Annotated in this window: 28 protein-coding genes and 1 tRNA gene; 11 read left to right on the forward strand and 18 right to left on the reverse strand. The window is 67.6% G+C overall.

Features of this window, described 5'->3' with window-relative positions; genetic code table 11:
• On the reverse strand, window positions 1-184 hold a 184-nt coding region (locus tag CEF10_RS17225; protein WP_232796527.1), incomplete at its 3' end, for a hypothetical protein.
• A 155-nt stretch (window positions 185-339) separates the two neighbouring features.
• Here CEF10_RS17225 and CEF10_RS14525 point away from each other — a divergent pair.
• Window positions 340-1,554 carry an alpha/beta fold hydrolase gene (locus CEF10_RS14525; RefSeq protein WP_157933037.1) on the forward strand — a complete coding sequence of 405 codons (1,215 nt, stop codon included), beginning with the start codon at window positions 340-342 and terminating at the stop codon, window positions 1,552-1,554.
• Window positions 1,555-1,559: 5 nt separating this feature from the next.
• On the opposite strand, the gene CEF10_RS14530 is transcribed toward CEF10_RS14525, so the two are convergent.
• From CEF10_RS14530 to CEF10_RS14575, 10 genes are all read right to left on the reverse strand, one after another.
• Window positions 1,560-2,126 carry a CvpA family protein gene (locus tag CEF10_RS14530; protein ID WP_101068904.1) on the reverse strand — a complete coding sequence of 189 codons (567 nt, stop codon included), beginning with the start codon at window positions 2,124-2,126 and terminating at the stop codon, window positions 1,560-1,562.
• A 28-nt stretch (window positions 2,127-2,154) separates the two neighbouring features.
• Window positions 2,155-3,519 (reverse strand): DNA repair protein RadA, encoded by a 1,365-nt coding sequence (radA, locus tag CEF10_RS14535; RefSeq protein ID WP_101068905.1) that lies wholly within the window; start codon window positions 3,517-3,519, stop codon window positions 2,155-2,157.
• A 30-nt stretch (window positions 3,520-3,549) separates the two neighbouring features.
• Window positions 3,550-4,029, reverse strand: coding sequence for a paraquat-inducible protein A (locus tag CEF10_RS14540; RefSeq protein WP_408638486.1), 480 nt, complete (start codon window positions 4,027-4,029; stop codon window positions 3,550-3,552).
• 61 nt (window positions 4,030-4,090) lie between these two features.
• Complete coding sequence (locus CEF10_RS14545) at window positions 4,091-4,837, reverse strand: ABC transporter ATP-binding protein (RefSeq protein WP_101068906.1); 747 nt, start codon at window positions 4,835-4,837, stop codon at window positions 4,091-4,093.
• Window positions 4,834-5,628: an MlaE family ABC transporter permease gene (locus tag CEF10_RS14550; protein ID WP_198586210.1), complete on the reverse strand. Its 795-nt coding sequence runs from the start codon at window positions 5,626-5,628 to the stop codon at window positions 4,834-4,836. Before CEF10_RS14550 ends, CEF10_RS14545 begins: the two co-directional genes overlap by 4 nt.
• The gene (gene alr, locus CEF10_RS14555) at window positions 5,625-6,662 is read right to left on the reverse strand and encodes an alanine racemase (protein ID WP_101068908.1); all 1,038 of its coding nucleotides are present in this window, start codon (window positions 6,660-6,662) and stop codon (window positions 5,625-5,627) included. Before alr ends, CEF10_RS14550 begins: the two co-directional genes overlap by 4 nt.
• Before the next feature lie 187 nt (window positions 6,663-6,849).
• The gene (locus tag CEF10_RS14560; RefSeq protein ID WP_101068909.1) at window positions 6,850-8,349 is read right to left on the reverse strand and encodes a replicative DNA helicase; all 1,500 of its coding nucleotides are present in this window, start codon (window positions 8,347-8,349) and stop codon (window positions 6,850-6,852) included.
• A gap of 215 nt (window positions 8,350-8,564) precedes the next feature.
• Complete coding sequence (locus CEF10_RS14565; RefSeq protein ID WP_101068910.1) at window positions 8,565-9,239, reverse strand: orotate phosphoribosyltransferase; 675 nt, start codon at window positions 9,237-9,239, stop codon at window positions 8,565-8,567.
• A 73-nt stretch (window positions 9,240-9,312) separates the two neighbouring features.
• Window positions 9,313-10,353, reverse strand: a complete 1,041-nt coding sequence (gene pyrC, locus CEF10_RS14570; protein WP_101068911.1) for a dihydroorotase — start codon at window positions 10,351-10,353, stop codon at window positions 9,313-9,315.
• A 57-nt stretch (window positions 10,354-10,410) separates the two neighbouring features.
• On the reverse strand, window positions 10,411-11,373 hold the full coding sequence (locus tag CEF10_RS14575) for a phosphoadenosine phosphosulfate reductase (protein WP_101068912.1): 963 nt from the start codon (window positions 11,371-11,373) through the stop codon (window positions 10,411-10,413).
• A 186-nt stretch (window positions 11,374-11,559) separates the two neighbouring features.
• On the opposite strand from CEF10_RS14575, the gene CEF10_RS14580 reads away from it, so the two are divergent.
• From CEF10_RS14580 to CEF10_RS14600, 5 genes are all read left to right on the forward strand, one after another.
• Entirely contained in the window at window positions 11,560-12,468 is a 909-nt protein-coding gene (locus CEF10_RS14580; RefSeq protein WP_101068913.1) for an AAA family ATPase, read from the forward strand.
• Between the two features lie 21 nt (window positions 12,469-12,489).
• Window positions 12,490-12,774 (forward strand): hypothetical protein, encoded by a 285-nt coding sequence (locus CEF10_RS14585; RefSeq protein WP_101068914.1) that lies wholly within the window; start codon window positions 12,490-12,492, stop codon window positions 12,772-12,774.
• A 74-nt stretch (window positions 12,775-12,848) separates the two neighbouring features.
• A complete protein-coding gene (locus tag CEF10_RS14590; protein WP_101068915.1) occupies window positions 12,849-14,105 on the forward strand; it encodes a vWA domain-containing protein in 1,257 nt (418 codons plus the stop codon).
• Window positions 14,106-14,206: 101 nt separating this feature from the next.
• Window positions 14,207-15,892 (forward strand): OmpA family protein, encoded by a 1,686-nt coding sequence (locus CEF10_RS14595; RefSeq protein ID WP_157933038.1) that lies wholly within the window; start codon window positions 14,207-14,209, stop codon window positions 15,890-15,892.
• A 44-nt stretch (window positions 15,893-15,936) separates the two neighbouring features.
• Entirely contained in the window at window positions 15,937-16,431 is a 495-nt protein-coding gene (locus CEF10_RS14600; protein ID WP_157933039.1) for a hypothetical protein, read from the forward strand.
• Window positions 16,432-16,455: 24 nt separating this feature from the next.
• Here CEF10_RS14600 and CEF10_RS14605 read toward each other — a convergent pair whose 3' ends face one another.
• Window positions 16,456-16,950: a Hint domain-containing protein gene (locus CEF10_RS14605; protein WP_101068918.1), complete on the reverse strand. Its 495-nt coding sequence runs from the start codon at window positions 16,948-16,950 to the stop codon at window positions 16,456-16,458.
• Between the two features lie 187 nt (window positions 16,951-17,137).
• Here CEF10_RS14605 and CEF10_RS14610 point away from each other — a divergent pair.
• Window positions 17,138-17,222, forward strand: a tRNA-Leu gene (locus tag CEF10_RS14610).
• A 129-nt stretch (window positions 17,223-17,351) separates the two neighbouring features.
• Window positions 17,352-18,689, forward strand: coding sequence for a trigger factor (tig, locus tag CEF10_RS14615; RefSeq protein ID WP_101068919.1), 1,338 nt, complete (start codon window positions 17,352-17,354; stop codon window positions 18,687-18,689).
• 81 nt (window positions 18,690-18,770) lie between these two features.
• Here tig and CEF10_RS14620 read toward each other — a convergent pair whose 3' ends face one another.
• From CEF10_RS14620 to rpsF, 5 genes are all read right to left on the reverse strand, one after another.
• Window positions 18,771-19,571, reverse strand: a complete 801-nt coding sequence (locus CEF10_RS14620) for an acyl-homoserine-lactone synthase (protein ID WP_101068920.1) — start codon at window positions 19,569-19,571, stop codon at window positions 18,771-18,773.
• 98 nt (window positions 19,572-19,669) lie between these two features.
• Window positions 19,670-20,380 (reverse strand): autoinducer binding domain-containing protein, encoded by a 711-nt coding sequence (locus tag CEF10_RS14625; RefSeq protein ID WP_101068921.1) that lies wholly within the window; start codon window positions 20,378-20,380, stop codon window positions 19,670-19,672.
• A gap of 251 nt (window positions 20,381-20,631) precedes the next feature.
• Window positions 20,632-21,273: a 50S ribosomal protein L9 gene (gene rplI, locus CEF10_RS14630; protein ID WP_101068922.1), complete on the reverse strand. Its 642-nt coding sequence runs from the start codon at window positions 21,271-21,273 to the stop codon at window positions 20,632-20,634.
• Between the two features lie 11 nt (window positions 21,274-21,284).
• Window positions 21,285-21,512: a 30S ribosomal protein S18 gene (gene rpsR, locus CEF10_RS14635; protein ID WP_008328567.1), complete on the reverse strand. Its 228-nt coding sequence runs from the start codon at window positions 21,510-21,512 to the stop codon at window positions 21,285-21,287.
• Window positions 21,513-21,542: 30 nt separating this feature from the next.
• The gene (gene rpsF / locus CEF10_RS14640; protein WP_101068923.1) at window positions 21,543-21,896 is read right to left on the reverse strand and encodes a 30S ribosomal protein S6; all 354 of its coding nucleotides are present in this window, start codon (window positions 21,894-21,896) and stop codon (window positions 21,543-21,545) included.
• A gap of 265 nt (window positions 21,897-22,161) precedes the next feature.
• On the opposite strand from rpsF, the gene CEF10_RS14645 reads away from it, so the two are divergent.
• Window positions 22,162-22,740, forward strand: coding sequence for a YceI family protein (locus tag CEF10_RS14645; protein ID WP_101068924.1), 579 nt, complete (start codon window positions 22,162-22,164; stop codon window positions 22,738-22,740).
• A gap of 69 nt (window positions 22,741-22,809) precedes the next feature.
• Here the strand turns inward: CEF10_RS14645 and CEF10_RS14650 are convergent, their stop codons facing one another.
• On the reverse strand, window positions 22,810-24,033 hold the full coding sequence (locus CEF10_RS14650; RefSeq protein ID WP_101068925.1) for a cytochrome b/b6 domain-containing protein: 1,224 nt from the start codon (window positions 24,031-24,033) through the stop codon (window positions 22,810-22,812).
• Between the two features lie 219 nt (window positions 24,034-24,252).
• On the opposite strand from CEF10_RS14650, the gene CEF10_RS14655 reads away from it, so the two are divergent.
• Both CEF10_RS14655 and fabD read left to right on the forward strand, forming a co-directional pair.
• Window positions 24,253-24,957 (forward strand): hypothetical protein, encoded by a 705-nt coding sequence (locus CEF10_RS14655; protein ID WP_101068926.1) that lies wholly within the window; start codon window positions 24,253-24,255, stop codon window positions 24,955-24,957.
• A 511-nt stretch (window positions 24,958-25,468) separates the two neighbouring features.
• Window positions 25,469-26,416 carry an ACP S-malonyltransferase gene (gene fabD / locus CEF10_RS14665; RefSeq protein WP_101068928.1) on the forward strand — a complete coding sequence of 316 codons (948 nt, stop codon included), beginning with the start codon at window positions 25,469-25,471 and terminating at the stop codon, window positions 26,414-26,416.
• Window positions 26,417-26,439: the final 23 nt, after the last annotated feature.

A 26,439-nucleotide genomic window follows, 5' to 3' on the forward strand; every position in this document is an offset into this window, starting at 1 on the left:
GTACGACCATACCGGCCAGCGGCGCCACGATGCCGCCAAAGCAAGGCCTGACACATGGATGAACTCGATCCCGGCTCCGAACCGAAGAAGATATCCTTGCAAAACCGGGCGTATCCACACATGCGGCGGTGTCGATGGAGCCGTCGGTGCGGCGGATGATCTCGGGGGCGTCGGGTCGGGGCATCGGGTTTCCTCCGTTGCTTCGGACTGTTGTTGCAGTCTGGCGCCACGATCGGGCGCGCGCTTGAAGGCGGCCTTCGGAAACCCTTGGGAACGCCCTTCGATTCCCCCGAGACGCAAGCGCGGGGCGGTTTTTCATTTCGCGCCAAGGGGTCGCTGTTGTTTGATGGGCCCGTGGAATACCGCTTTGCCGATTGTGTGCTCGACTGCGCCCGGCATCGCCTGTTTCGCGCGGGCCGGGAGGTGCACGTCGAGCCGCAGGTCTTCGCGCTGCTTGCGCTTCTGGCGCGCCGTGCGGGCGAGGTGGTCCCGCGCGACGAGATCGTGCAGGCGGTCTGGGGCGGACGGATCGTGTCGGAGGCGACGATAAGCGCCCGGATCAGCGCGGCCCGCGCGGCCGTGGGCGACGACGGGCGGCAACAGCGCGTGATCCGCACGGTAACCCGTGTCGGCTTGCAGTTGGTCGCGGAGACATCGTGCAACGGTGCGTCACCGCAAGACGGCCCGCCACCCGGCGTTCCGAACGGCGCCGCGCCGGACATCCGCATCGCGCAGTCGGCCGACGGAACCGGCATCGCCTGGGAGGTCACGGGCGCGGGGCCGCCGCTGCTGCGCGCGGGTCACTGGCTGTCGCATCTGGAGCTGGACTGGCGCAGCCCCGTTTGGCGCCCGCTGCTCGACCGGTTGGCCCGGCGGCACCGTCTGGCATGTTATGACCAGCGCGGCACGGGGCTGTCGGAATGGGCGTGCGGGCCGCTCACCCTGGACGCCTTCGTCGATGACATGGCGGCGGTGGCCGATGCCGCCGGGCTGGACCGTTTCGCGATCCACGCGGTGTCGCAAAGCGTGCCGGTGGCCATCGCCTTTGCCGTGCGCCACCCGGAGCGCGTGTCACGGATGGTGCTGATCTCGGGGTTCGTTCAGGGCAGCGTGGTGCGTGATCGTGCGGAGGGCCAGCAGATCACCGAAACCTTCCTCAAGCTGATAGAGGGGGGCTGGGGCCAGCCGGGCAGCGCCTTCATCCGCGCATTCACGACGCTGTTCATGCCCGACGGCACGCCCGAGCAGATCGAGAGTTTCACGCGGATGCAGCTGGAATCCGCCACGCCGGCCCGGGCCGTGGAATTGCGCCGCGCGATCGGCAAGTTCGACATCGGTGACCTGTTGGGGCAGGTCCGTTGCCCGGTTCTCGTGGGGCACGGCCACGGCGATTCCGTCCAGCCCTTCGCCCAGGGACAGAGCCTGGCGCGCGGCCTGCCCGATGCGCGGTTCATGGCGTTCGACAGCCGCAACCACATCGCCCTGCCACAGGATCCTGAATGGGACCGGATGCTGGCGGCGGCGGAGGCTTTCCTGGCGCGTGCCGCGGACTGACGGTATCAGACGTCCTCGCCCGCGTCGCAGGCGCCGACCAGTTCCTCGTACTGGCGGGTGATCCAGCCAAGCGCCTGTTCGGGGCTGCGGTCCTCGATGCTCTCGGTCATGCGCGCGAAAACGCGGGCCGAGCGGCTGTCGTCGATCGCGGCGATCTTCTGCGAGGTCACGATCGTGTCGTAGACGAAATAGGCGATCGCCACCAGCAGGATCCCGCGGGCCACCCCGAAGAGAAAGCCCAGCCCCTGGTCGACGCCGCCAAGCGCCGACCGCTGCACCAGCGACGAGAAGAGCGGCGTGATCAGCGAGGCCACGATCAGCGCCACGGCGAAGACGGCGGCGAAGGCCGCGATCATCGCCAGTTCGCAACTGTCGGCAAGGAATTCGCCGGCCACCGGGACTTCCTTGACCAGCGGTTCGACCTGCGGGGCGAAAATGAAGGCAAGCACGCCGGCCACGATCCACCCGGCAATGGCCAGTGCCTCGCGCACGAAACCGCGCGAATAGGCCAGAAGGGCCGACAGCACGACCACGACCGCGACGATCCCGTCGATGATGGTGAAGAATTCCATGGCTGTCCGTCCCGTCCCCTCTGCGCCCTCAGCCCGCGCCGAACACCTCGCCCACGAAGGCCGTCAGGTCGCCGGGCCGCGCAAGCTGCATGCCGCTGGCCTGTGCCGCCTTGCCGCCCGCCGGCGTGATGGCCGATGTGAAACCAAGTTTTCGGGCCTCTTTCAACCTGTTTTCGCTCTGGGCCACCGGGCGCAGCGCGCCCGAGAGGCTGATTTCGCCGAAAACCACCGTCTCTGCGGGCAGGGCGGTATCCTCGCGCGCCGACAGCAGCGCGGCGGCCACGGCGAGATCGGCTGCCGGTTCCGCGATCTTCATGCCGCCGGCGACATTGAGGTAGACGTCGAGCCCGGCAAACGGAATGGCGCATCGCGCCTCCAGAACCGCCAGCACCATCGCCAGCCGCGCGCCGTCCCAGCCCACGACCGCGCGGCGCGGCTGCGCTTGCGGTGTCGGCGCCACGAGCGCCTGGAGTTCCACCAGCACCGGGCGCGTGCCCTCGATGCCGGCAAACACCACCGAGCCGGGCGCCGGGTCGCCGCGGCCTAACAGGAACAGCTCGGACGGGTTGGGCACCTCGGCCAGCCCGGCGCCGGTCATCTCGAACACGCCGATCTCGTCGGCGGGGCCGAAGCGGTTCTTGACGCTGCGCAGGATGCGGAACTGGTGGCCGCGCTCGCCCTCGAAATAGAGCACGGTGTCGACCATGTGCTCGACGACACGCGGGCCGGCGATCTGGCCTTCCTTGGTGACATGGCCCACCATGATCACGGCCGCACCGCGCCGCTTGGCGAAGGTGGTCAGCTCGTGCGCGGCGGCGCGCACCTGCGCCACCGACCCCGGCGCGCTGTCGACGTGATCGGCCCACATTGTCTGGATCGAGTCGATGATGACAAGCTCGGGGCGCTCGGCCTCGAGCGTGGTGAGGATGTCGCGCAGGTTGGTGTCGGCGGCGATGCGCACCGGCGCCTCCTGCAGCCCCAGCCGCCCTGCGCGCATCCGAAGCTGTGCCGCGGCTTCCTCGCCGGTGACGTAAAGCGTGGACAGCCCGCCCAGCGCGAAGGCCGCCGCCGCCTGCAGAAGCAGGGTGGACTTGCCGATGCCGGGGTCGCCCCCCACGAGGATCGCGCTGGCGGGCACCAGTCCGCCGCCCAGGACCCGGTCGAGTTCGTCCAGGCCCGCGCGGCTGCGCCCGGGGGGCGCTTCCTGCGTCTGCAGATCGCTCAGCGGCAGGGCGCTGCCGCGCTTTGTGCCCAGCGATTTCGCGGGCGGCCCGGCCGTCAGCGGCGCCTTCTCGCGGATGGTGTTCCAGGCGCCGCAGGCCTCGCAGCGGCCCGACCACTTGGACTGGGTCGCGCCGCAGGCTGTGCAGGTGAAGGTCTTGGTTTTCGCCATGCCCCCTCTTGCCCCAGCCCGGCGGGGCGGTCAAACGTCGGTCGGCGCCTTTGCGTCGCGTCCGCGCCGCGGTGCCGTCAGAAGCCCGATGCCCAGCGAGGCCAGGACGCAGCCGGTGAACAGGTATAGCCCCCAGGCGGTTTCGACGTGGCCCACGCCGATCCCCTTCGAGACCGTGATGTAAAGCGCGATCAGGAAGACATCGGCCATCGCGAGCTTGCCCAGGACGTGCAGAACCGGCAGCACGCGCCGCCGCATCAGCCCGAAATGGATCAGCGCCAGCCCGAGCGTCTTCACGTAGGGTGCGAAGAGCGCGAAGAAGGTGACCGCAAGGGCAAGGAAGACATCCGTGCCCCACAGGCTCTGCAACCCCGAGATCACGCTGATCTCGCTCATCCCGAACAGCGGCAGGGCCGCGGCGCGCATGAGCGGCGCGAACCACGCCACGGGAAACAGGACAAGCAGCGCCAGGTTGGCGAGTTTCAGGACGATGGAGAGTGAGGCCGTCACGGGGGCAGGATCCTTTCATGCGGATCCTGCCGCGGGACTTCCCGAAAATCCCGACCGCGCGTCACCGCACCGCCTCGATCGGTCCCTCGGCGCGGCCGTGGATGAACTGGTCGAGGTAGGGGTCGCCCGAGTCGTCCATTTGCTCGACCGGCCCGGACCACTGGATCACGCCGTCATGCAGCATCGCCACGTGGTCGGCGATGGCGCGCACGCTGGTCATGTCGTGTGTGATGGTCATCGCGGTGGCGCCCATCTCGGTCACGATCTCGCGGATCAGGTCGTTGATGACGCCCGACATGATCGGGTCCAGCCCGGTGGTGGGCTCGTCGAAGAAGATGATCTCGGGCTCGGCCGCGATGGCGCGGGCGAGCCCGACACGCTTCTGCATCCCGCCGGACAGTTCGGCGGGATACTTGTCGGCCGCTTCCGGCGTCAGGCCGACGCGGCGCAGCTTTTCCACCGCGATCTCGCGTGCCTCGTCCCTAGGGCGCTTCAGGCGGCCGCGCAGAAGCCTGAACGCCACGTTCTGCCACACGGGAAGCGAATCGAACAGCGCACCGCCCTGGAACAGCATGCCGAAGCGGGCGAGGAAGGCGTCGCGATCGCCCTTGGTCACGTCGCGGCCGTCCAGCGTGATCATGCCGGCGTCGGGTTCGATCAGACCCAGGATGCATTTCAGCGCCACGGACTTGCCCGTGCCCGAGCCGCCGATGATGACCATCGAGGTCCCCGACTCGATACGCAGGTTCACGCCCCGCAGCACGCGGTTGTCGCCGAAGGCCTTGTGGACGTCGTGCATCTCGATCATGCCGAAAAGAAGACCTCCGTGAGCACGTAGTTCGCCGCGAGGATCAGGACCGAGGCCGCGACGACCGCCGCCTTGGTGGCCCGGCCCACGCCCTGTGCGCCGCGGCCCGAGTGCATGCCGTAGTAGCAGCCCATCAGCGTGACGATGAAGCCGAAGGCCGCGCCCTTGATCAGGCCCGACACCACGTCCCAGGTTTCCAGGAAATCGACGGTGTTGTGGATGTAGGCGGCGGCGTTGAATTCCAGCCGGGTGATGCCGACGATGTAGCCACCGAAGATGCCGATGGCGTCGCCCACCCCCACCAGCACAGGCACCGACAGGGTGCCCGCCAGCACCCTCGGCAAGGTAAGGTATTTCATCGGGTGGGTGGAGAGGGTCACGAGCGCGTCGATCTGTTCGGTCACCTTCATCGTGCCGATCTCGGCGGCGACCGAGCTTGCCACGCGCGCGGCCACCATCAGCCCGCCCAGCACCGGCCCCAGCTCGCGGGTGATGCCGATGGCCACGATCGAGGGCACCACCGTCTCGGCGTTGAAGCGCGAGCCTCCCGCGTAGATCTGCAGGGCAAGCGCGCCGCCGGTGAACAGCGCCGTCATGCCGACCACGGGCAGCGACAGCCAGCCGATCTGCATCACCGCGTGGCCGAATTCGCGCCAGTAGAACGGGGGGCGGAACAGGAAGGTCACGGTTTGCGCGGCAAAGATCGTGACGCGGCCCATCATCGCCAATGCGGCGAGCACGTTGTGCCCAAGAGCGCCCATGAGCGCGAGAAGGGGGGTCAACGCCTTCATGCGCCGCGATAGCGCCGGTCGTAGCGCCCCCCCAGCGATGTCAGGATCTCGTAGCCGATCGTGCCCGCCGCGTCTGCCAGCGTGTCGATGGATTGGTGCAGACCTAGAAGCTCCACGGTATCGGGCGGATCGGCCAGTGCCGAGACGTCCACCCCGATCAGGTCCATCGAGATGCGCCCAAGGACAGGGCAGCGGTGGTCGCCGGCATAAACAGCCGCGTTGGGCGCCATCGCCCGGATCACCCCGTCGGCGTAGCCCGCGCTGATCGTGGCCACGCGCATGTCGCGCGGCGCGGTGAACGTGTTGCCGTAGCCCACGGTTTCGCCGGCCTCGAGGTCGCGGCACTGGATCACCGGTACGTCGACGGCCACGACGGGGCGGGCATCGACGTAGGGCAATCCGCCATAGAGCCCGATGCCCGGGCGGGTCAGGTCGAAGTGGTAGTCCGCCCCCATCAGCACGCCGCCGGTGTTGGCCAGGCTGCGGGGCGCGTCGAGCCCTTCGGTCATCTCGCGGAACCTTTCCAGTTGCCAGGCGTTCATCGGGTGGTCAGGGTCGTCCGCGCAGGCCAGGTGGCTCATTATCAGCGTGGGGTTCTGCGTCATCGCGATATCGCGCACGGCGGCCCATTCGGCCGGCTCCATGCCCAGCCGGTTCATGCCCGTGTCCAGCTGGATCCCGAAGGAATGGCGCGGCAGCGCCTCGACGTGGCGGATCAGCTGGTCGAGCGAGTTGATCATGGGCGTGAGCCCGGCTTCGCCGATCATCGCGGTGTCGCCGGGCATGTGGCCGGAAAAGACGTTGATCGACGGCCCCGGCCCGAGGATGCGGCGCAACTCGGCCCCTTCCTCGGCGATCGCGACGAAGAAGCAGGCGGCGCCTTCCTCGGCCAGCCGCGGTGCCACGCGGTCGGCGCCGAGTCCGTAGGCATCTGCCTTGACCACGGCCGCGGTCATGCAATCGGACATGGAATCGAGCGCGCGCCAGTTCGCGGCGATTTCGTCGAGGTCGATTGTCAGCGTCGAACGGGCCATCGCCGCCTTAGATGACAGGGTGGCGGGGAAGGTCAAGAACGAACTGGACCGCCAGCGCGCCCGGCCGGCTGTGCCGGCCGCGGCTCCGGGTCCCGGCGCGGGCGGCCGGGCGGAAATCTTTTCTCCGAAAAGATTTGCCAAAAGTCTTCACGAAGACTTTTGGGGCGCCGTCGTCGGGGCCGCGGCGTCAGAACCCGGCGTCCGCCGCGCCCTGCTGCCAGGGTTTCACGAGGTTGCCGAAGCGCGTGAAGCGCCCCTCGAAGCTCAGCTCGACGGTCCCGATGGGGCCGTGGCGCTGTTTGCCGATGATGACCTCGGCCTTGCCGTGGAGTTTCTCCATTTCCTCCTGCCACTTGCCCATCGCCTCCAGGTCGTGGTCACCGGGTTTCTCGCGTTCCTTGTAGTATTCCTCGCGGAACACGAACATCACAACGTCGGCGTCCTGCTCGATCGAGCCCGACTCGCGCAGGTCCGACAGCTGCGGGCGCTTGTCCTCGCGCGCCTCGACCTGGCGCGACAGCTGCGACAGCGCGACCACGGGGATATCGAGCTCCTTGGCGATCGCCTTGAGGCCCTGGGTGATCTCGCTGACCTCGTTGACGCGCCCCTCGGTGCGGGCCGAGGCCGGGCGAACCAGCTGCAGGTAGTCCACGAACAACACGTCGAGCCCGTGCGTGCGCTTGAGCCGGCGCGCGCGCGCCGCAAGCTGGCTGATGGGCAGGGCGGGCGTGTCGTCGATGTGCAGCGGGCAGGCCTCGAGATCCTTGGCGGCCTCGACGAAGCGGCGGAACTCGCCTTCGGTCATGTCGCCGCGGCGGATCTGTTCGGATGGCACCTCGGAGGCTTCGGACAGCACCCGCGCCGCCAGTTGCTCGGCACTCATCTCGAGGCTGAAGAAGCCCACGACGCCCCCCTCCACCGCGCCTTCGGATCCGTCGGGCAGGGGGCCGCGGCGGTAGGCCTTCGCGATGTTGAAGGCCATGTTGGTGGCCAGCGAGGTCTTGCCCATCGACGGCCGGCCGGCGAGGATCAGCAGGTCGGACTTGTGCAGCCCGCCAAGCTTGCGATCCATGTCCTCAAGGCCTGTCGAGACACCCGCCAGGCCACCGTCCCGCTTGTAGGCGGCGTTGGCCACGTTCACCGCGTCCGTGACGGCGCGCAGGAAGGACTGGAAGCCGCTTTCGGCGCGCCCCTGCTCGGACAGCTGGTAGAGGCGCTGCTCGGCCTCGACGATCTGGTCGGCGGGTTCGGACGCCACGTCGACCTGCGCGGCCTTGCCCGCGATCTCGTGGCCCAGCCCGATCAGTTCCCGGCGCACGGCAAGGTCGTGGATCATCTGCGCGTAGTCGCGCACGGCGAAGGCGCTGATCGCCGCGCCCGCCAGACGCGCCAGGTACGCCGGCCCGCCCAGTTCCTTCAGCCCCTCGTCATCCTCTAGGAACGCCTTGAGCGTGACGGGCGAGGCGAGGTTGTTCTTCGCGATGCGCGCGGCGGCGACCTCGTAGATGCGCGCGTGGACGGGGTCATAGAAATGCTCCGCCCCGATGATGCTGGCCACGCGGTCGTAGACCTCGTTGTTGGTCAGGATCGCGCCCAGCAGTTGCTGCTCGGCCTCGATGGAATGCGGCATGGTCTGCGCATCGCGGACCTCTGCCCCCGTGGCATTGAACGTCGCGGCTTGGTTCATCCGTGGTTTCCCTGCTGCCCGTGGTCCGCCGTCTTACCGGTACCGGTTCCGCAGGCGCAAACGGTATATCTCTGTGGATAGCATGTGCATATCCTGGGTGCGCATATCTTGCCTGCAAAGCGGGCATTGCGTCAACATATGGGAATCTTGGCGGGCGTTGTTGCCGGTGTGCCGCAGGAAGAAAATTTCCGGGTGCCGGACGCGGCCGCGGCAGGTCAGCCGCGGGCGGCCTGCCAGGCTTCGGGGTCGTCGAGGAACCGGGCCACCGCGTCCAGCGTTTCGGCGTCGAAGGCATCCTGCGCGCGCGCCTCGTCCAGCACGTCGCGCCAGGTGCACAGGGCGTGCAGGCGCACGCCGTGGTCGGCGAGCGCGGGCTCGGCCCCGGGGAAGATTCCGTAGAAGAAGATAACGGCGGTGTGCGCGCACTGTGCGCCGGTATCGCGAATCGCCTCGACGAAACTGAGCTTGGAGCCGCCGTCGGTCGCGAGGTCCTCGACCAGCAGAACGCGGTCGCCCTCGTGCATGACGCCTTCGATTCGCGCATTCCGGCCATAGCCCTTGGGCTTCTTGCGCACGTAGGTCATCGGCAGCGCCAGGCGCTCGGCCATCATTGCGGCGAAGGGAATGCCCGCGGTTTCGCCGCCGGCGACATTGTCGAAGGCCTCGAAGCCCGCCTCGCGCATCACGGTCACGGCGAGGAAGTCCATCAGGGTGGCGCGCACGCGCGGGAAGGCGATCAGCCGGCGGCAGTCGATGTAGGTCGGGCTGGGCTTGCCCGAGGCCAGCGTGAAGGGCTCGCGCGCGTTGAAATGCACGGCGTCGACCTCCAGCAGCATCCGCGCGGTCAGCCGGGCGATCTCGTCGCGGGGGGGATGGCCGGTGGGGATCATGCGCTGTGCCTTTCCTTCGTGCGTGCGTCGACGCCGGGTGCCTCCGGCGGGCGTATTCGGGGCAAGGTGAAGGTCAGGTCACCTGCCAGTGAAGCGGGAATCCCGGGTCGAAGACGGTCACGTCCTCGCCGCCCGCGTCGATCCTGTCGGGGTAGGCGACGGGTGCATCTTGCCGGGCCAGCGTGAGGGTGTCTTCGTTCACCGGCAGACCGTAGAATGCCGGGCCGTTGCGCGACACGAAGGCTTCCAGCCGGTCGAGCGCGCCTTCCTGTTCGAAAACCTGGGCCACGATCGACAGCGCGTTGGGCGCCGTGAAGCAGCCGGCGCAGCCGCAGGCGCTTTCCTTGGCGCCGTCGGGGTGCGGGGCGCTGTCGGTGCCCAGGAAGAAACGGTCGCAGTCGCCGGTGGCCGCGGCGCGCAGCGCCAGGCGGTGTGCTTCGCGCTTGGCCACGGGAAGGCAGTAGTAATGCGGCCGGATGCCCCCCACCAGAAGGTGGTTGCGGTTGATGACCAGGTGGTGCGCGGTGATCGTGCCGGCGATGTCCGGTCCGCCCTCGCGGACGTAGGCGACACCGTCCTGCGTCGTGATGTGCTCCATCACCACGCGCAGCCCCGGCGTGGCATGGCGGATGGGGTCGAGCACGCGCTCGATGAACACGGCCTCGCGGTCGAAGATGTCGATCTCGGGATCCGTCACCTCGCCGTGCACGCACAGCGGAACGCCGGCCTCTGCCATCGCCTCGAGCACGCCGTGCACGCGGGTGAAATCGCGCACGCCGCTGGCCGAGTTCGTCGTCGCCCCCGCAGGGTAGAGCTTCACGGCCGTCACGAGCCCGCTTTCATGCGCCGCGACCACGTCGGCCGGATCGGTCTCCTCGGTCAGGTAGAGCGTCATGAGCGGCGTGAACCGGCTGCCCGCGGGCAGGGCAGCCATGATCCGGTCGCGGTAGGCGGCGGCGTCCGCCCCGGTCACCACGGGGGGCACGAGGTTCGGCATGATGATCGCACGGCCGAAGTGGCGCGCGGATTCGGGGGCGACGGCCGTCAGCATCGCGCCGTCGCGCAGGTGAAGGTGCCAGTCGTCCGGGCGGGGCAGGGTCACGGTCTCGCTCATGGCGACGTGATTTACACAATCCGCCCGCCGGGGGCCATACGCGCAGCGCGGGAAAATTCAGCCCGACGGCCGCGGCGGCATCTTGATGTTCCGCTCCTGCGCGATGCGGTACGCGGCGTTCTGGGCCTTGCGGAACCTCGGCCCCGGGGTGCGCTGCATCACCCGGTTCGTCATGAGCCCGACCAGGTAATAGCGCTCGTCGTTTTCCAGCCGCGCCAGGAGGCGCTTCAGATAGGGGACGGTGTTGCGCCGGGCGCGGAACAGCCGCGACAGGGCGAGCCTGGTCAGTTTTCCCGCGCTGGCCTGCGCGATGATCCGGTAGAGGAGGTTCATCTGCATCAGGGCGTTTTCCAGGTCCGCGCCCATGAAGCGCATGCGGAACTTGGTGACGTTGCTGCGGGTGAACAGCGCGGCGTGCATCGCGTCGAGCTCTTCCTCCGGGTCGTAGATCACGAAGGCACGGTCGGCGGCATCGAGCATGTCGGGGGCATACCCGTAGCGATCGTCGAAGGCGGTCCGCCGCATGTGGGTGAAGCGGTGATCCCACTCGGCCACACGCGGATCCAGCGTGGCCTGCGGCCGCAGCACCACCACCTGCGCGCCGGGCGCGGCGACCGAGAACGCCGCGGCCGCATAGCCGCACGCGCCGGCGCCGTAGAAGATCACGCGCTCGAAGTCGTCAAAGAACCCTTCGTCCACCAGGCGGTCGAAGAAGCCGTAGACCTGGGGGTCTCGGAACCAGGTGTCGCCGTCGCTGAGCAGGCACAGGTGCGACCACCCCAGAGCGCGCGACAGGTCCCAGCCCAGCGGCTCCCCGGCGTCGGAACTTTCGGCGATGCGCTGGTGCGTCTCGAAGGTGACAAGCAGCGTGTCCTGGTTTTCCATGAAGACGGCGGCGTGCCGGTCGCCGAGGCGCTCGACGAAGCCCTGCGCGCCGGCGATCTCGGCGACGCGTGTCAGCCAGGCCTCGCGGTCCAGCCCTGCAAGTGATTGGTCGAAGCCGTTCTCGGCGTCTTTCATCGTGCTCGTCCTCGCGGGTCAGCCCGCTTTTCCACGGATCCTTCGGAACCAGACAGCTACGGGTCAATCTGGGCAGAAATTTGAAGAATTGAAGGGCATTCCGCGCCCCGCAACGCGGGCCGCCCATGCCGGCGATCTTGACGGGCGCGGGCGCGCGTGCATTTGATGCGAGCAGGGAGGCAGGCGATGCGGGATATCTCATCGATCGATGCGGTCCAGGCGCTTCTGGCGGAGCAGGACTACGTTTGCGGTCGCAGCCTTGGCACCGTGGGTTTCCTGGCGTTGCGGCTGGGCCGGCCACTGTTTCTCGAGGGCGAGGCGGGCACCGGCAAGACGGAAATCGCCAAGGCGTTGGCCGCGGCGCTGGGTCGGCGCCTGATCCGGCTCCAGTGTTACGAGGGGCTGGATGCGGCCTCTGCGGTCTACGAATGGAACTTCGCGGAACAGATGATCGCCATTCGCGCCGCCGAGGCCGCCGGCGGGGTCGATCGCGAACACCTCAAGGACGAGCTGTTCACCGAAGGCTACCTGATCGAACGGCCCTTGCTGCAGGCGATGCGGCCCCAGTCGGGCGGGCCGCCGGTTCTGCTGATCGACGAGATCGACCGCACCGACGAACCGTTCGAGGCGTTCCTGCTCGAGGCGCTGTCGGACTTCCAGGTCACGATCCCCGAACTGGGGACGATCCGCGCGCCCGAGCCGCCCGTCGTCATCATCACCTCCAACCGCACGCGCGAGGTGCACGACGCCCTCAAGCGCCGTTGCCTGTATCACTGGGTGGACTATCCCGCCTTCGACCGCGAGATCGAGATCCTGCACGCCCGGGCCCCCGAGGCGGCCGAGGCGCTCTCGCGCGAAGTCGTGGCTTTCGTCCAGCGCCTGCGCACCGAGGACCTGTTCAAGAAACCCGGCGTGGCCGAGACGATCGACTGGGCGAAATGCCTGCTCGCGCTCGACGTGATCCAGCTGTCGCCCGAGGTCATCGCCGACACGCTGGGTGCCGTCCTGAAGTACCAGGACGATATCCAGAGACTTCAGGGCTCCGAGGCCAAGCGGCTGCTCGACGAGGCCCGCGCGGGGCTGGAGACGGCGTGAGACGGCGGCGTGAGGAACGAGATGCCGTTCTGGGTTCCGTGCCTTCTCGTGGTCGCGCTGACCGTCCTGTCCTGGCGCGTGTTGCGGCCGCTTCGCCTGCTGGCACCGCGGCAGTTCCTGCTGCCGCACGGCATGATCTGGACAGGGCTGTGGCTGCTCCGGGGCTCCGTGATCAACCGTGCGGGCGGTGCCCCGCTGGCGGATCTCACGATTCTGATGGGCGGGCTCTGGACCCTCGGCGGCGGCGTCTGCTTTGCCGTCAGCCTCGCGCTGCGCGTACTGCTGCAGGGGCAGGGCAAATCGTGAGGGCCGTCATGACGGATCTTCTTCTTGCCGGCAACATCCCGGGGGTGCGGGGGCCGCGCCCCCGCGCGCGCTGAATGGCCGCCTATCCCGAGCTCGAGTTGCCCGAGCACCCCAGGCTGGTTCACAACATCACCCATTTCGCACGCGCGCTGCGCGCGGCGGGCGTGCCGGTGGGGCCGGGCCGGGTGATCGACGCGGTTCGCGCGGTCGAGGCGGCGGGTTTCACCTCGCGCGAGGATTTCTTTTTCACCCTGCGCGCCTGTCTCATCACCCGGCCCGAGCACCGCAGCGTGTTCGCCCAGGTCTTCCGCCTGTACTGGCGTGATCCGCGCTACATGGAACACATGATGGCGATGATGCTGCCCGCGGTGCGCGGCGTGCAGGAAGAGCGCGCGCCGCAGTCGGCCGAAAAGCGCGCCGCCGAGGCATTGCTCGACGGTGCCGAGCCGGAGAGGCCGGAAGGGGCCGGCGAGGCGGACGAGGAGACCGAGATCGAGATCGACGCCTCGACCACCATGTCGGGCGAGGAGCGGCTGCGCACGCTGGATTTCGAGCAGATGAGCACCGCGGAAATCGCGCAGGCCAAGCGGATGCTGGCGCGGCTGTCCCTGCCGGTGAAGCCCATGGCCTCGCGCCGGGGGCGGCCCAGCACCGCGGGGGGACGCATCGATGCGCGCCGCACGCTGCGCGCGGCCATGCGCCGGGGGGGCGAAATGCGCCGCCTGCACCTGCAGGTGCCGCGGCCGCGCTGGCCGGCGCTGGTGGTGCTGTGCGACATCTCCGGCTCCATGAGCCAGTACAGCCGCATGGTGCTGCATTTCCTGCACGCCGTGGCCAACCAAAAAGGGGCGGGCTGGGCAAAGGTGCACGCCTTCACCTTCGGGACGCGGCTGACGAACATCACCCGACACCTCGCCACGCGCGACGTGGACGCGGCGCTGGCTGCCGCGGGCCAGCAGGCACAGGACTGGGAGGGCGGCACGCGCATCGGGGACTGTCTGCACGAATTCAATCGAGACTGGTCGCGCCGCGTGATGGGCCAGGGGGCGGTGGTGCTCCTCATTACCGACGGGCTCGATCGTGGCGACCCGGAGGCCTTGTCGCGCGAAATGGAGCGGCTGCGGCTTTCGGCGCGTCGCGTCATATGGCTCAACCCCTTGCTGCGCTGGGCGGATTTCGCGCCCAAGGCCGAAGGCATCCGCGCGATGCTGCCCCATGTCGACAGCTTCCGCGCCGGCCATTCCGTTGCCTCGCTGGAGGGGCTCGCCGACGCGATCGCGCGTCCCGGCGACACCGGCGAAAAGACCCGCCTGTCAGCAGGAATTCGCTGACCGATTGCTGACCCCCGCCGGCTGAGCGCCTTGGGTTCCCATATTCAGGGGCAGAGCCGCCGTCGCGCGGCGGAACAACAGGCAACGAAAGGAGCGTGCAGATGCCCCTGACCTGGCTCAAGTCCACGACGACTCTCGCCGTCGCGGTCAGCCTGGCAATGCCGGTGCCAGTGACGGCGCAATCGGGGGCTGCCGCAGGACTGTCGAAATGCGGCAAAGACCCCTCGTTTCCATGTCGCGAAGCGGCCTCGGGCACCGTGGTCAATTCGAAACGGCAACTCCGGGAATTGCGACGCATGATCGAGTCGGGCGCCCTCGAGATCCCCGGGCAGAGTTCGGCGGGAAGCGGCGCGGGCGCCGGCACCGGTGGCGAAGGCGTTACACAGCAGGATCTGGAAGCGTCCACACAGGCTCAGGAAAAGGCGCTGGAAGAGGCGTTGAAGGCACAGCAAAGAGCCCAGGAGAAGGCGCGCGAGCAGGCCGAAAAGGCGCAGGAGCGGGCCGAGAAGCAGGCCGAGAAACGCCGCGAGCGAGCGGAAAAGGCCCGCGAACAGGCCGAGAAGCAGGCTGAAAAGCGCCGTGAGCGCGCCGAGGAACAGGCCGAAAAACGCCGGCAGGAGCAGGCGGAAGAAGCCGGCCAGGCAACCGGGCGCGATGCCGGCGGCTCGACCACGCAACGGATCATGGAAAACCTGCCGGAACAGGCCGCGCAGGCCGAGGCGCTGCGCGCGCTGACGCAGGGCAACGTGGCCGCGTCGCGGGAAGGGGGCGAGGTCGTCGAGGAGACGCAGGACCGGATCACCGAGCAGGAAGCGCGGTCGTCCGACGAGGCGTTCTCGACCTCGGCGGCCGGGCAGGATGCCAACCGGCAGGCCGCGCGGGCGGACGATGATGATGACGATCTTCTGAAGGCCCTGGGCACTGCCGCGGCCGTGGGGCTGGGCGCCTACGCCGTGGGCGAACTGCTCGACGGTGGCGGGCGCGTGGTGTCCAACACCGGTGAACGTGTCGTCGTCGAGAAGGAAGGGCGCTATCGCGTGCTCAAGGACGACGATGCCCTTCTGCGGCGCCCCGGCAGCGCGGTGCGCACCCAGACCTATGCCGACGGCTCGACGCGCACGGTGGTCACCGCCGCCGACGGCACCAGGACCATCACGATCCGTTCGAAGTTCGGGCGCGTGCTGCGTCGGGTTCGCGTGCTGACAGACGGGCGGCGCGTGGTGCTGTTCGACGATACCGCCGCCCATGCCGATGTCGATGTGCAGGCTCTGCCGGCGCCCGACGCGCGCCGCTACGAGTACACCTCCGCGGGCAATGATTCGCTGCGGCAGGCCCTCCTGGCCGTTCAGGGGCAGGGCGTGCAGCGCGACTTCTCGCTCTACCAGATCAGGCAGATCGACGCGGTGCGCTACCAGGTGCCGGTGATCACGCTGGACGCCATCAACTTCGAAACGGATTCGGCGGTGATCCAGCCACGCGAGGCACAGGACCTTTCGGCGCTGGGCAACGCGATGCGTGATGCCATCGACCGGGACCCGGGCCAGGTGTTCCTTGTCGAGGGGCACACCGACACCGTGGGTGGCGCGGCCTACAACCTTGCACTGTCGGACCGCCGGGCGGAGTCGGTCGCGCTGGCGCTGACCGAATACTTCAACGTGCCGCCCACCAACATGGTCGTGCAGGGCTACGGCGAATCCGACCTCAAGGTCGAGCGGCGCGGAGACATCCGCGCGAACCGCCGCGCGGCGGTGCGCAATATCACGCCGCTGCTGCGGGGCGGGAGCTGACCGCGCGGGTTGCCGGGCCCCGCCGCAGCGGGGCCGGGGCACGCGTGCTGAGGTATTCGATCACGAGACAATCGACGGGAAGAGTTACGCGCCTCAACCTGAAGACGGGCGGGCTCCTGCCGGGCGTCGTGGCTTTCGCGGCGGTGCTGCTGGCCAAGCCGATCGGGGCGTCGACGCAGTTCGTCATCCTCCACGCGCTCATCGGTGAAACCGTCGCCCCCGGCGTCATCACGGCCACCGAGGACGGCCACACCTCGGCCAATGCCCATCTCGCCAAGTCGGGCGGCAAGTATGCCGCCAACGCGGCCGATCCGCCGAACTGCAGCTTCACATGCGTGATCGCGATGATCGTTGGCGCGGGGCTGCGCGATGGTGCCAAGCTGCTGCTGCGGGCCGTGCCGGCGTCGGGCCACGACGTGCTGACCGGGTCGCGCGGCGACACCCTCGGCATCGTCATGGGCCGGCACGACATCGTGGTCCCTTGCATCCTGCCCGAACGTCTGTTGGGCCGTGGCGGCACAACCGCCCCGCCGCAGTGACGCGCATGCTTCGGCGGCTGGCCGTCAGGCGGCGTTGTGCCACGCCTGGGCCGGTGCGACGCTGGCCAGTTCCATGCCGTTCACATAAAGGATGTGCGGGCCGGCGAAATCCAGGGTGCACAGGGCGATCTCGGCCGGGGCGGCATGCGCGACGAATTCGCCGTCCACCAGCCGGCGCAGTGGCACCACGGCCTGCCGCGCCCCGAACAGGGCGCTCGCCCGCCAGTCGCGCAACAACACCGGCTGGTCAGCGGGCAACAGCGTGTCACGATCGGGCCGGGCGTCCCCAAGGCTGCCGGCCCGGACGCGGATCAACTCCGGTCGTCCCCGACGGTGCGTGATGCCCTGCAGGCGGACCATGCCGGCGTCGCGCGTGATGACACGGGCGCCGGCCCTCAGGCCGTCCACGCGCCGCGCGCCGTCCGCCGTCAGGATGATGCTGGTGCCGGGTAGGGGCGGCACGCCCGGCGCGGCATCGCGCGCCGCTCCGCGCGCCTGCGCGGCGATCGTCTGTTCCATGGGCTGTCCTGCTCTGTCTGCCTCTGGTTTTTCCACAGGATAGCCGAAGACATGGTTAATGTCGCCCGTTTTCCTCAAGGCAGACCGGGATGCGGCGCGGTATTTTCCCCTCGCAATGGCACGCTCCATTTGCTAGAGACCCGGGGCCTGCAACCCCGTGTCCCGGCGGCGGGGGCCGGCATATTCGGCGGGTGTGGCGGAATTGGTAGACGCACCAGATTTAGGTTCTGGCGCCGCAAGGCGTGGGGGTTCAAGTCCCTCCACCCGCACCAGACAGTCCACGGCGCGCGGCGGTGCGCGCGGGCCGATTCAGGGTTGAACCCGCGGCGGGGCCAATTTAGGAAGCCGCAAATTTCAAGGGGCCGCCCGCGCGGCGGCCTGCCACCCATGCGAGGTTGTCCATGCAAGTCACCGAGACCCGGAACGAAGGTCTGAAGCGCGCCTACAAGATGATCCTGACGGCGCAGGAGCTCGACGACAAGGTCACCGAGAAACTGGCCGAGGCGCAGCCCGATGTCGAGATGAAGGGCTTTCGCAAGGGCAAGGTGCCGCTGGCGCTTCTGAAGAAGCAGTTCGGCCAGCGCGTGCTGGGCGAGGCCATGCAGGAGGCCGTCGACAGCGCGATGAGCCAGCACTTCGAGGAAAGCGGCGACCGGCCCGCCGCCGAGCCGTCGGTCAAGATGACCAACGAGGACTGGAAGGAAGGCGAGGACGTCGAGATCGAGATGTCCTACGAGAAGCTGCCGGAAATCCCGGAGCTGGACCTCAAGTCGATCAAGCTGGAAAAGCTGGTGGCCAAGGCCGACGACGCCGCCGTGGACGAGGCGCTGAACAACCTTGCCGAAAGCGCGCAGGACTTCGAGGACCGCGAGGATGGCGCCAAGGCCGAGGACGGCGACCAGGTGGTCATCGACTTCGTGGGCAAGATCGACGGCGAACCCTTCGAGGGCGGCGCCGCCGAGGACTACCCTCTGACGCTGGGCGGCGGCAGCTTCATCCCGGGCTTCGAGGAACAGCTCGTCGGCGTAAAGGCGGGTGAAGAGACGACCGTGACCGTCAACTTCCCCGAGGATTACCAGGCCGAGCACCTGGCCGGGAAGGAAGCGCAGTTCGACGTCACCGTGAAGGCGGTGAAAGCGCCGAAGGCGGCCGAGATCGACGACTCGTTGGCCGAGAAGTACGGTGCCGAGGACCTCGAGGCGCTCAAGACCCAGATCCGCGAGCGGCTGGAAGAAGAATACGCCGGTGCCGCGCGCGCGGTGATGAAGCGCCGGCTGCTGGACACGCTTGACGAGATGGTCGACTTCGACCTTCCGCCCAGCCTTGTCGAAGCCGAGGCCAAGCAGATCGCCCACCAGCTGTGGCACGAGGAAAACCCCGAGGTGCAGGGTCACGATCATGGCGAGATCGAGCCGACAGAGGAGCACATGAAGCTGGCCGAGCGCCGCGTGCGCCTCGGGCTGCTCCTGGCCGATCTGGGCCAGCGCGCCGAGGTCGAGGTCACGGATGCCGAGATGACCCAGGCGATCATGAACCAGGCGCGCCAGTACCCGGGGCAGGAGCGCGAGTTCTTCGAGTTCGTGCAGAACAACCCGCAGATGCAGCAGCAGGTGCGCGCGCCGATCTTCGAGGACAAGGTCGTCGACTACGTCGCCGAACTGGCCGAGGTCACCGAGAAGGAAGTGTCCAAGGACGAGTTGCAGAAGGCCGTCGAGGCGCTGGAGGAAGACGAGGGCTGACGCCCCGCGCGCCCCGGTGCCGTTTCAGGAAAAGGGCCGCCCGGCAACCGGACGGCCCTTTTTCATTCCGTTGACCGTCGGTCAGGAATCGCAGGTGGCGTGACCGTCGCGGAAGTTCCGCGTCAGCAGATCGCGCAGGGCCAGAGCGTCGGCCTTTTCCTTTTCGGTGGTCGCCGCGGCCACCTGTTCATCGCAGTACTGCTGCAGGTCGATGCCCTTCTTTCCGGGGCGGTTCGCGTCCTCCAGCGCGCGCTCCGTTGCCGGGTCCGCGAAAACTTCGCCGTGGATCTCCGCGCTGTCGCGCAGCCGGTGGATCCGGTCATCGGTACAATCGAGCAGCGCGGCCAGTGCGGGCACCTTGCCCATGTCCGCCTGGCGCCCGACATAGCCGTAGGGCGCGTTGCCCGAGCGCTTGAGCACGCGATCCATGACCGGGTCGATCACCGTGACGATGTCTGAGATACCCGCGTCGCGGGCGTATTCCAGCGTGCCGATCATCAGTTCGAAGGTCGTTTCCGACACGCCACGCCGGCCGGACCGTTGCTTCAGCCGGTCGGTGTCCACGCAGAAGCGGGTGGATTCCCAGACGGTGGCGCTGCGCAGAGGCGGTTCGCCGTCGAGAATGTCGTGGAAGACGTCCGACAGCATGTGCGGGCCCGTGGTCTGGAGCAGCCGCGCGCACCCCACGACGGTGCCGGTGTCGTCGAGGCTGAGAATGTAGGCCGGGTCGAGACGATCGAAGTCGTCGATTTCGCGGCCGTCTTCGGTGACCGCGACGTCCCAGCCTCTGCGATCGCGGAACACGCGCGCGCGGAGCCGGAACATCTGGTCGAGTAGCGTCGTATGATTGTTCTTGTTGAGGGCGTCGATGACGATGATCATGTTTCCCATCTCCCGCAGAAATTGATGCAGGAGTAACATATCACTCAAAGGTGGCTTGCGTTATTAGGGGTTTCCCGTAGCCGCCGGAGCGGCGGCGGTCAGCCGGGCCGGACCAGGCCGAGGCTGACAGCACGTCCGATGGCCTGCGCCGTGGTGAGGGTGCACAGTTTCTCGCGGGCGGAGCGCAGGTGCACCTCGACCGTGCGGTGAGAGATCGCCAGGATGTCGCCGATGTCCTGCTGCGACTTGCCCTCGGCCACCCACTGCAGGATCTCGACCTCGCGCCCCGAAAGTTGCGGCCGGCGCAGGGCCTGCAACAGGTTCTCCGTGCTCATGACCGTGTCGTGCAGGTGGATTGCCGCGGTCTGAAGGTCGCCCAGCACATGCCGCTTGAGTTTCTGCCAACCGTCACGGCGCAGCTGCCTGGTCACGCTGAACAGCGCGGTTTCACCGTACGGGCCGCGCACCGGGATCGTCAGCCCAGTGTCGGGCAGGCCGAAATCCCGCGCCTGCCCGAAGACGTGGGCGAAGCGCCTGTCGGGGTCGAGGCGCGCCCAGTCCACGGGCGCGATGCTGCGTCGCGGAGCGTCAAGCGTCGGGTCGACACGGTGCAACCCCTGTTCAATATAGTGGCGTTTCCACGCATCGGGATATGTGGTGAAGGCGTGGACCTTGCCGCTGACCGGGTTGGCCGCGGCGTAAGAGGCGTAGTCGAGTTCGAGGGCTTCGCAGACGCCCGACAGGTAGCGCACGAACCTCTCCTCGCCTTCGCGGGTGCTGCCAAGGTCGATCAGTTCAAGCGACTGCAACGCCGTGTTCAAGAACGCCTCCGGTCGGAGCAACGCGCAGAGCGATCCCGCGCACAGTGCCCCCACACCCAGCTGTCGGCAGCCGCGCGGGCCGGATCCTCCACGGTAGATTTCAGGTTCGAGGCTAGCCTTTCGGTGGTGTGCTGGCAAGCCCGGCCCAACCGGCCGCGCACTTCCGCGGTGCCATCAAGGAAAAACCGCGCGGGGCAACCCCCGCGCGGCCCTGTTCGGTGCCGGTGCGGTTCCGGCGGTCAGCTGCGGCTGTTCTCGCCTTCTTCCCCGGATTCCTCGGGAAGGACGTCCTCGACGACCTCGGCCAGCGCCGTGTCATCCGCGGCCGCGCTGCCGATATCCTCGAACAGTTCCGCGATCTCGTAATCGGCGGCCTCTTCCTCTTCCTGCGCGGCGTCCTGGATCGTCTTGCCGCTGGCCTGAAGCTCGGCCTCCTCGGGCGAGCGCGCGACGTTGAGCTGGATCGTCGCCTCGACCTCGGGGTGAAGCGTGACGATGACGTCGTGCAGGCCCAGTTCCTTGATGGGACGGGTCAGCGCCACCTGCTTGCGGTCGAGGTCGAAACCGGCTTCGGAAGCCGCGCCAGCGGCGTCGCGGGTCGAGACCGAGCCGTAGAGCGCGCCGGAATCGGCGGCCTGCCGGATCAGGACGAACTGCTTGCCGTCAAGGCTTTCGGCCAGCTTCTCGGCTTCCTTGCGGGTCTCGAGGTTGCGTGCCTCGAGTTGCGCCTTGCGTTCCTCGAAGTCGGCGATGTTCTGCTGCGAGGCGGTCAGCGCCTTGCCCTGCGGCAGCAGGAAGTTGCGCGCGAAGCCCGGCTTGACGTCCACGACGTCGCCCATCTGGCCCAGCTTGGCCACGCGTTCGAGAAGGATAACTTGCATCTTGGGCCTCCTTACTTCACGGCGTAGGGCAGCAGGGCGAGGAAACGGGCGCGCTTGATGGCGCGGGCCAGTTCACGCTGCTTCTTGGCCGAGACGGCGGTGATGCGCGAGGGCACGATCTTGCCGCGCTCGCTGATGTAGCGCTGCAGCAGCTTGGTGTCCTTGTAGTCGATCTTGGGCGCGTTGTCGCCCGAGAAGGGGCAGACCTTGCGGCGGCGGAAAAACGGTTTTGCGGCCATGGACTCTATCTCCTTGGGGGCAGGCGTGGATCAGCGGCGCTCGCGACGGTTGTCGCGCTCTTCCTTTTTCTGCATCTGGACCGAGGGGCCCTCGTCGTGCTTGTCGACCTTGATGGTCATCACCCGCATGACGTCGTCGTGCAGCCGCATCAGGCGCTCCATCTCGTGCACGGCCTCGGCGGGCGCGTCCGTCTTGAGAAAGGCATAGTGCCCCTTGCGGTTCTTCTTGATCTTGTAGGCCATCGTCTTGACGCCCCAGTACTCGCGGTCCACGAGCTTGCCGCCCTGGTCGGACAGCACGGCGCCGAAATGATCGATGAGGCCTTCGGCCTGCGCGTTGGACAGGTCCTGACGCGCGATGAAAACATGCTCGTAAAGCGGCATGCGATCTCCACTTCTGTCTGGGCGCATTTCATAGGAAGGGCCGGTCACCTTCCGCGGCCCATCCACGAGAGGCTGCGCGGTTCATCCGGTCGGTGCGGAAGGATGCGCGCGTATAAAACGAAAAGCGCCCCGGGCGCAAGGGGCCGCGCGCGGCTGTTCGCTGGTCCACACGCATTGTTGAATTCTACCGGCTTGTTCTGAACCGGGTCGTTGGTAATCCTGCCGGTACGTGTTGCGAATGTTGTATTCCGAAGGAGCTATCCAGATGAAACGCACCCTGATGGCCACCGCGATGGCGCTGACGGCCACCGGCGCGCTCGCCGCGCCCGAGAAATACGAGCTCGATCCCAGCCACAGCCAGGTGGTGTTCTCCTACAACCACCTTGGTTACTCGACGACCTATGGCGTCTTTTCGGGCTTCGAGGGCGAGGTCATGTTCGACGAGGAAGATCCCGCAAACTCCTCGGTCGAGGTGTCGATGCCGGTGATGTCGATGTTCACCGGCTGGGAGAAACGCTTCGACCACTTCATGTCCGACGACTTCTTCGGCGCGGAAGACGGCGACATGATCACCTTCACCTCCACCGGCATCGAGGTCACCGGCGAGGATACCGCGAAGATCACCGGTGACCTGAGCATGAACGGGGTTACCAATTCGGTCGTGCTCGACGCCGAACTGAACCAGCACAAGCCGCACCCTTCGAAGGAGGGCAACCCCCTCTGGGCGGGCTTCGATGCGAGCACGACGCTGCTGCGGTCGGATTACGATCTGGGCAAGTTCGCGCCATACGTCAGCGACGAGGTCGAGGTCATGATCTCCATCGAGGCGGGCAAGGCGCAATAAGACAGCACCGAACGTGACGACGCTGCGACCGCCCGCGACTGTTCTCGGGCGGTTTTCATTTGTGATTTTTCAATTCCTGGTTGCTGTCAGGTCGAAGGACACGTCGACCGAATAGGCAAGCGTGCCTTCGTCCTTCGTTCCCAACCCGATGTTGAAATCGCGGCGGTCCACCGTCAGCCCGCCCGAGGCCTGCGCGGTGTCTCCGTCGATCCGCACGTCGAAGGGCATCTTCACCGGAACGCTCTGGTCACGGATCGTGAGCGTGCCGTCGGCGACATAAGCGTCGTTTGTTGACAGAAGGTCGGCCTCGAACGTCGCGGTGGGGTATTTCTCGGCATGGAAGAAATCCTCGCCCATCGCCTGGTCCGTGACCTGCCCCAGCGTCAGCGACGGGATGGACACGGTGACAGTGACCTGCCCGTGGCGCCCCGTGGTGTCCGGTGTCTCGCTGAAAGTTATATCCGCCGTCCAGTCCGCGAAGCGGCCGGTCACCTCCGAGCCCATCTGAGTCACCGTGATCGACAATTCGCCCTCGCGCACCTGCCATTGGCTGTCGGCAGCGGCGCGGCCGCCGGCGGTGCCGCCCGTCCGCTCGATCGTCAGCCATCCCTGCGCATAAGCCCCACCCAGAACGGCGCCCCAGACGACCAGCGCCGCCATCGCGGGCAGCAGATGCCCGGGCTGGCGCGCGGTGGGGTGTGCCGGCGTGTGGCCGGGCAACATGCGCCGCAGCGTGGCATCACGGTCGATCAGGTGATGTTTCAACGCGCCCGCGACGTGCAGCACCACGGCGCCCACCAGCACCCATTGCAGCAGGTAATGCAGCGTGCCGGCCACCTCGGCCACGCCCTGATCCTTCGGCACGAAAGGCAGGCCCTGCCCGAAGGGCCACCAGATCGGCGCGAAGCCGGTGGTGGCGGCGTGATGCACCCACCCCGACATTGGCACCACCACCAGTGAACCGTAGAGAAGCCAATGCACCGTCTCGGCCAGCCGGGCCTCGAGCGGGCGGTCGCCGTTGAGCAGCCGGGGCCGCACCTGCGTGAGCGCCCAGGCGATCCGCGCAAGCGCGGCGAAAAAGATCGCCACGCCCAGCGTCTTGTGGATAGAGAAAAGCAGCTTGGCGCGCGCCACCGTGGCGTCCGTCGTGGCGATGTCGGGATCCTGGATCCGATGGGCGATGTCGCTGGCGATCAGGCCCAGCGGGATGTTCGACAGGATCAGAAGCGCGATCAGCCAGTGGAATGACTTGGCGACCGCGCCGTAACGTGTTTCCGAGTTCGTCAGCGGCATCCGGGCGTTCCCTTTTCCTTTCGTGCGCAGGGTATTTCTTCGCCCCGAAGAAACAATGTCACAGCCGCACAGCCGGCGTGCACAGATGCAGCCGCCACCGCAAACACGCCACGTTCAGCCCAGATATTGCCCGAATTTCGCTGCTTGGCTGCTGGAATTGCCTGCAATTCATGTAAAAGTTGAGCAAAGCCCGTACGAATTCGCCACGCGCATAATACCATGTTCCGAATCCGACTTGCCCGAACCCCGCTCCAAGCCTTCGCCCGGGACGAAGGCGGCGCTGTTTCGGTCGACTTCATCCCCCTCGTAGCCGCGATCATCGGGCTGGGCGCGGGCGTCATCTCGACCGTCGAAACGGGCGCCACGGGCCTGGCGGACAAGATCGCCTCGGCTCTTGTGTCCACGGGCACGGGCGCTGCAGCCGGGGATGGGACCGGCGAAACCTCCGGAACGGGCTCGGCCGACGATGCGGGCCAGGCAGCCGAAGATGACGCGGCCGACGATGAGACGGGCGAGGACGCGAACGCAGCAGAGGACGGCGATGCCGGTCAGGGCAGCGATACCGACGGTGGCGAAGGTGCTGAGAACGATGGAAGCGAAGGCGGCAGCGAATCCGGTGGAGATGCCAGCGGGAACGGTGGTTCGGATGGCCAAGGCGATGGCGGCTCCGGCAACAGCGGATCGAACGGAAATGGCGGAGCGAACGGAAATGGCGGATCGAACGGAAATGGCGGCTCCGGCAAAAGCGGATCGAAAGGCAACAGCGGATCGAACGGCAACAGCGGGTCCAGCGGCAACGGCGGAGAGGAAAGCACCTCCGAAAGCTCCGGGAATCCCGGCAACAACAAGAACGTCGGCAACGCCGGGGAAAACCCCAATGGCAAGGGCGGCTGGGGCAATGGCACGAAAGGCAAGAGCCAATAGAACAGGGTGCCGGGTGGCCACACGCCGGCGGCACGGCTGCGTGCGCCAAAAGGGCCCCCGCCCGTTCGGCGGATCGCGACGCGCCTCTTTCGGCCCTGATTGGCTGATGCTCCAGCGGGTGCGACCAGACGGAGGCCTGACCCCAGGCACGGAAGGCAGAGTGCCATGAAACCTGCGTTGCGGATCAAGAGGCTGCTTCATCGCTTTGCTGCCGGTGAATGCGGTGCCGTGACGGTGGAGCACATCGTGCTCGTCGCCGCGCTCATCGGTTTGGGCGTTTCGACAGTCAGCTGCGTACGCCTCGGCACGACATCTCTTGCGAACAAGACCTCCCATGAGGTGCGATCCACCCCGACGGGTGCCCAGTAGCAACACGGCGACGGCCCGCCTGAACCATCGGCGCCGGAAACGGGCGACAACAGTTCGAAAGGCGACTCCGACAAGCGAACAACCCAATTGCACACCCCGAAGGCAGCTTGTATCCACAGGCAAATCCATCTTGGAGGAGAGCATGAGCCGCGCATTCGTTTTTCCCGGGCAGGGGGCGCAGACGGTGGGCATGGGAAGGGCCCTGGCCGATGCCTATCCGCAGGCCCGAGAGGTTTTCGACACCGTCGATTCAGCGCTGGGTGAAAACCTGTCCGGTATCATCTGGGAGGGCGATGCCGACACGCTGACGCTGACGCAGAATGCGCAACCGGCGCTGATGGCCACCTCGATTGCCGCGCTGCGCGCGCTTGAATCCGAAGGCGTGGACCTTGGCGAAGCGGCGGCTTGCGTGGCTGGCCATTCCCTGGGCGAATACACCGCGCTTTGCGCGGCAGGGGCCCTGAGCCTGGAAGACACCGCGCGGCTTCTGCGCACCCGCGGCCTTGCCATGCAGAAGGCCGTGCCGGTCGGCGAGGGGGCCATGGCCGCGATTCTCGGCCTTGACCTCGAGACCGTGCGCACCGTCGCGGCGGAAGCCGCGCAAGGTGAAGTCTGCGCCGCGGCCAACGACAACGATCCCGCGCAGGTCGTGGTTTCAGGCCATAAGGGCGCGGTGGAACGTGCCGCCGAACTGGCCCGCGAGAAGGGCGCGCGCCGCGCCATGTTGCTGCCGGTGAGCGCGCCGTTCCATTGCGAGCTCATGCAACCTGCCGCCGAGACGATGGCCGAGGCGCTGGCCGCGGTCGAGATCAATCGCCCCCGCGTGCCGCTGGTCGCCAATGTCTCTGCCGACCATGTCAGCGACCCGGCGACGATCCGCTCCTTGCTGGTCAACCAGGTGACCGGAGCGGTCCGCTGGCGCGAGTCGGTTCTCTTCATGGCGGGACAGGGCATCGGCGAAGCCTGGGAAATCGGTGCGGGCAAGGCGTTGTCGGGCATGATAAAGCGCATCGACAGGCAGATCACATGCCGCAGCGTCGGGACCCCCGACGAGGTGACGGCGGCCGCCGAGGCACTGCGCGCCGGCTGACCGGTGGCGGGAAACGTTAACGA

This window comes from Roseovarius salinarum (assembly GCF_002834145.1).
GTDB classification, from domain to species: domain Bacteria; phylum Pseudomonadota; class Alphaproteobacteria; order Rhodobacterales; family Rhodobacteraceae; genus Roseovarius; species Roseovarius salinarum.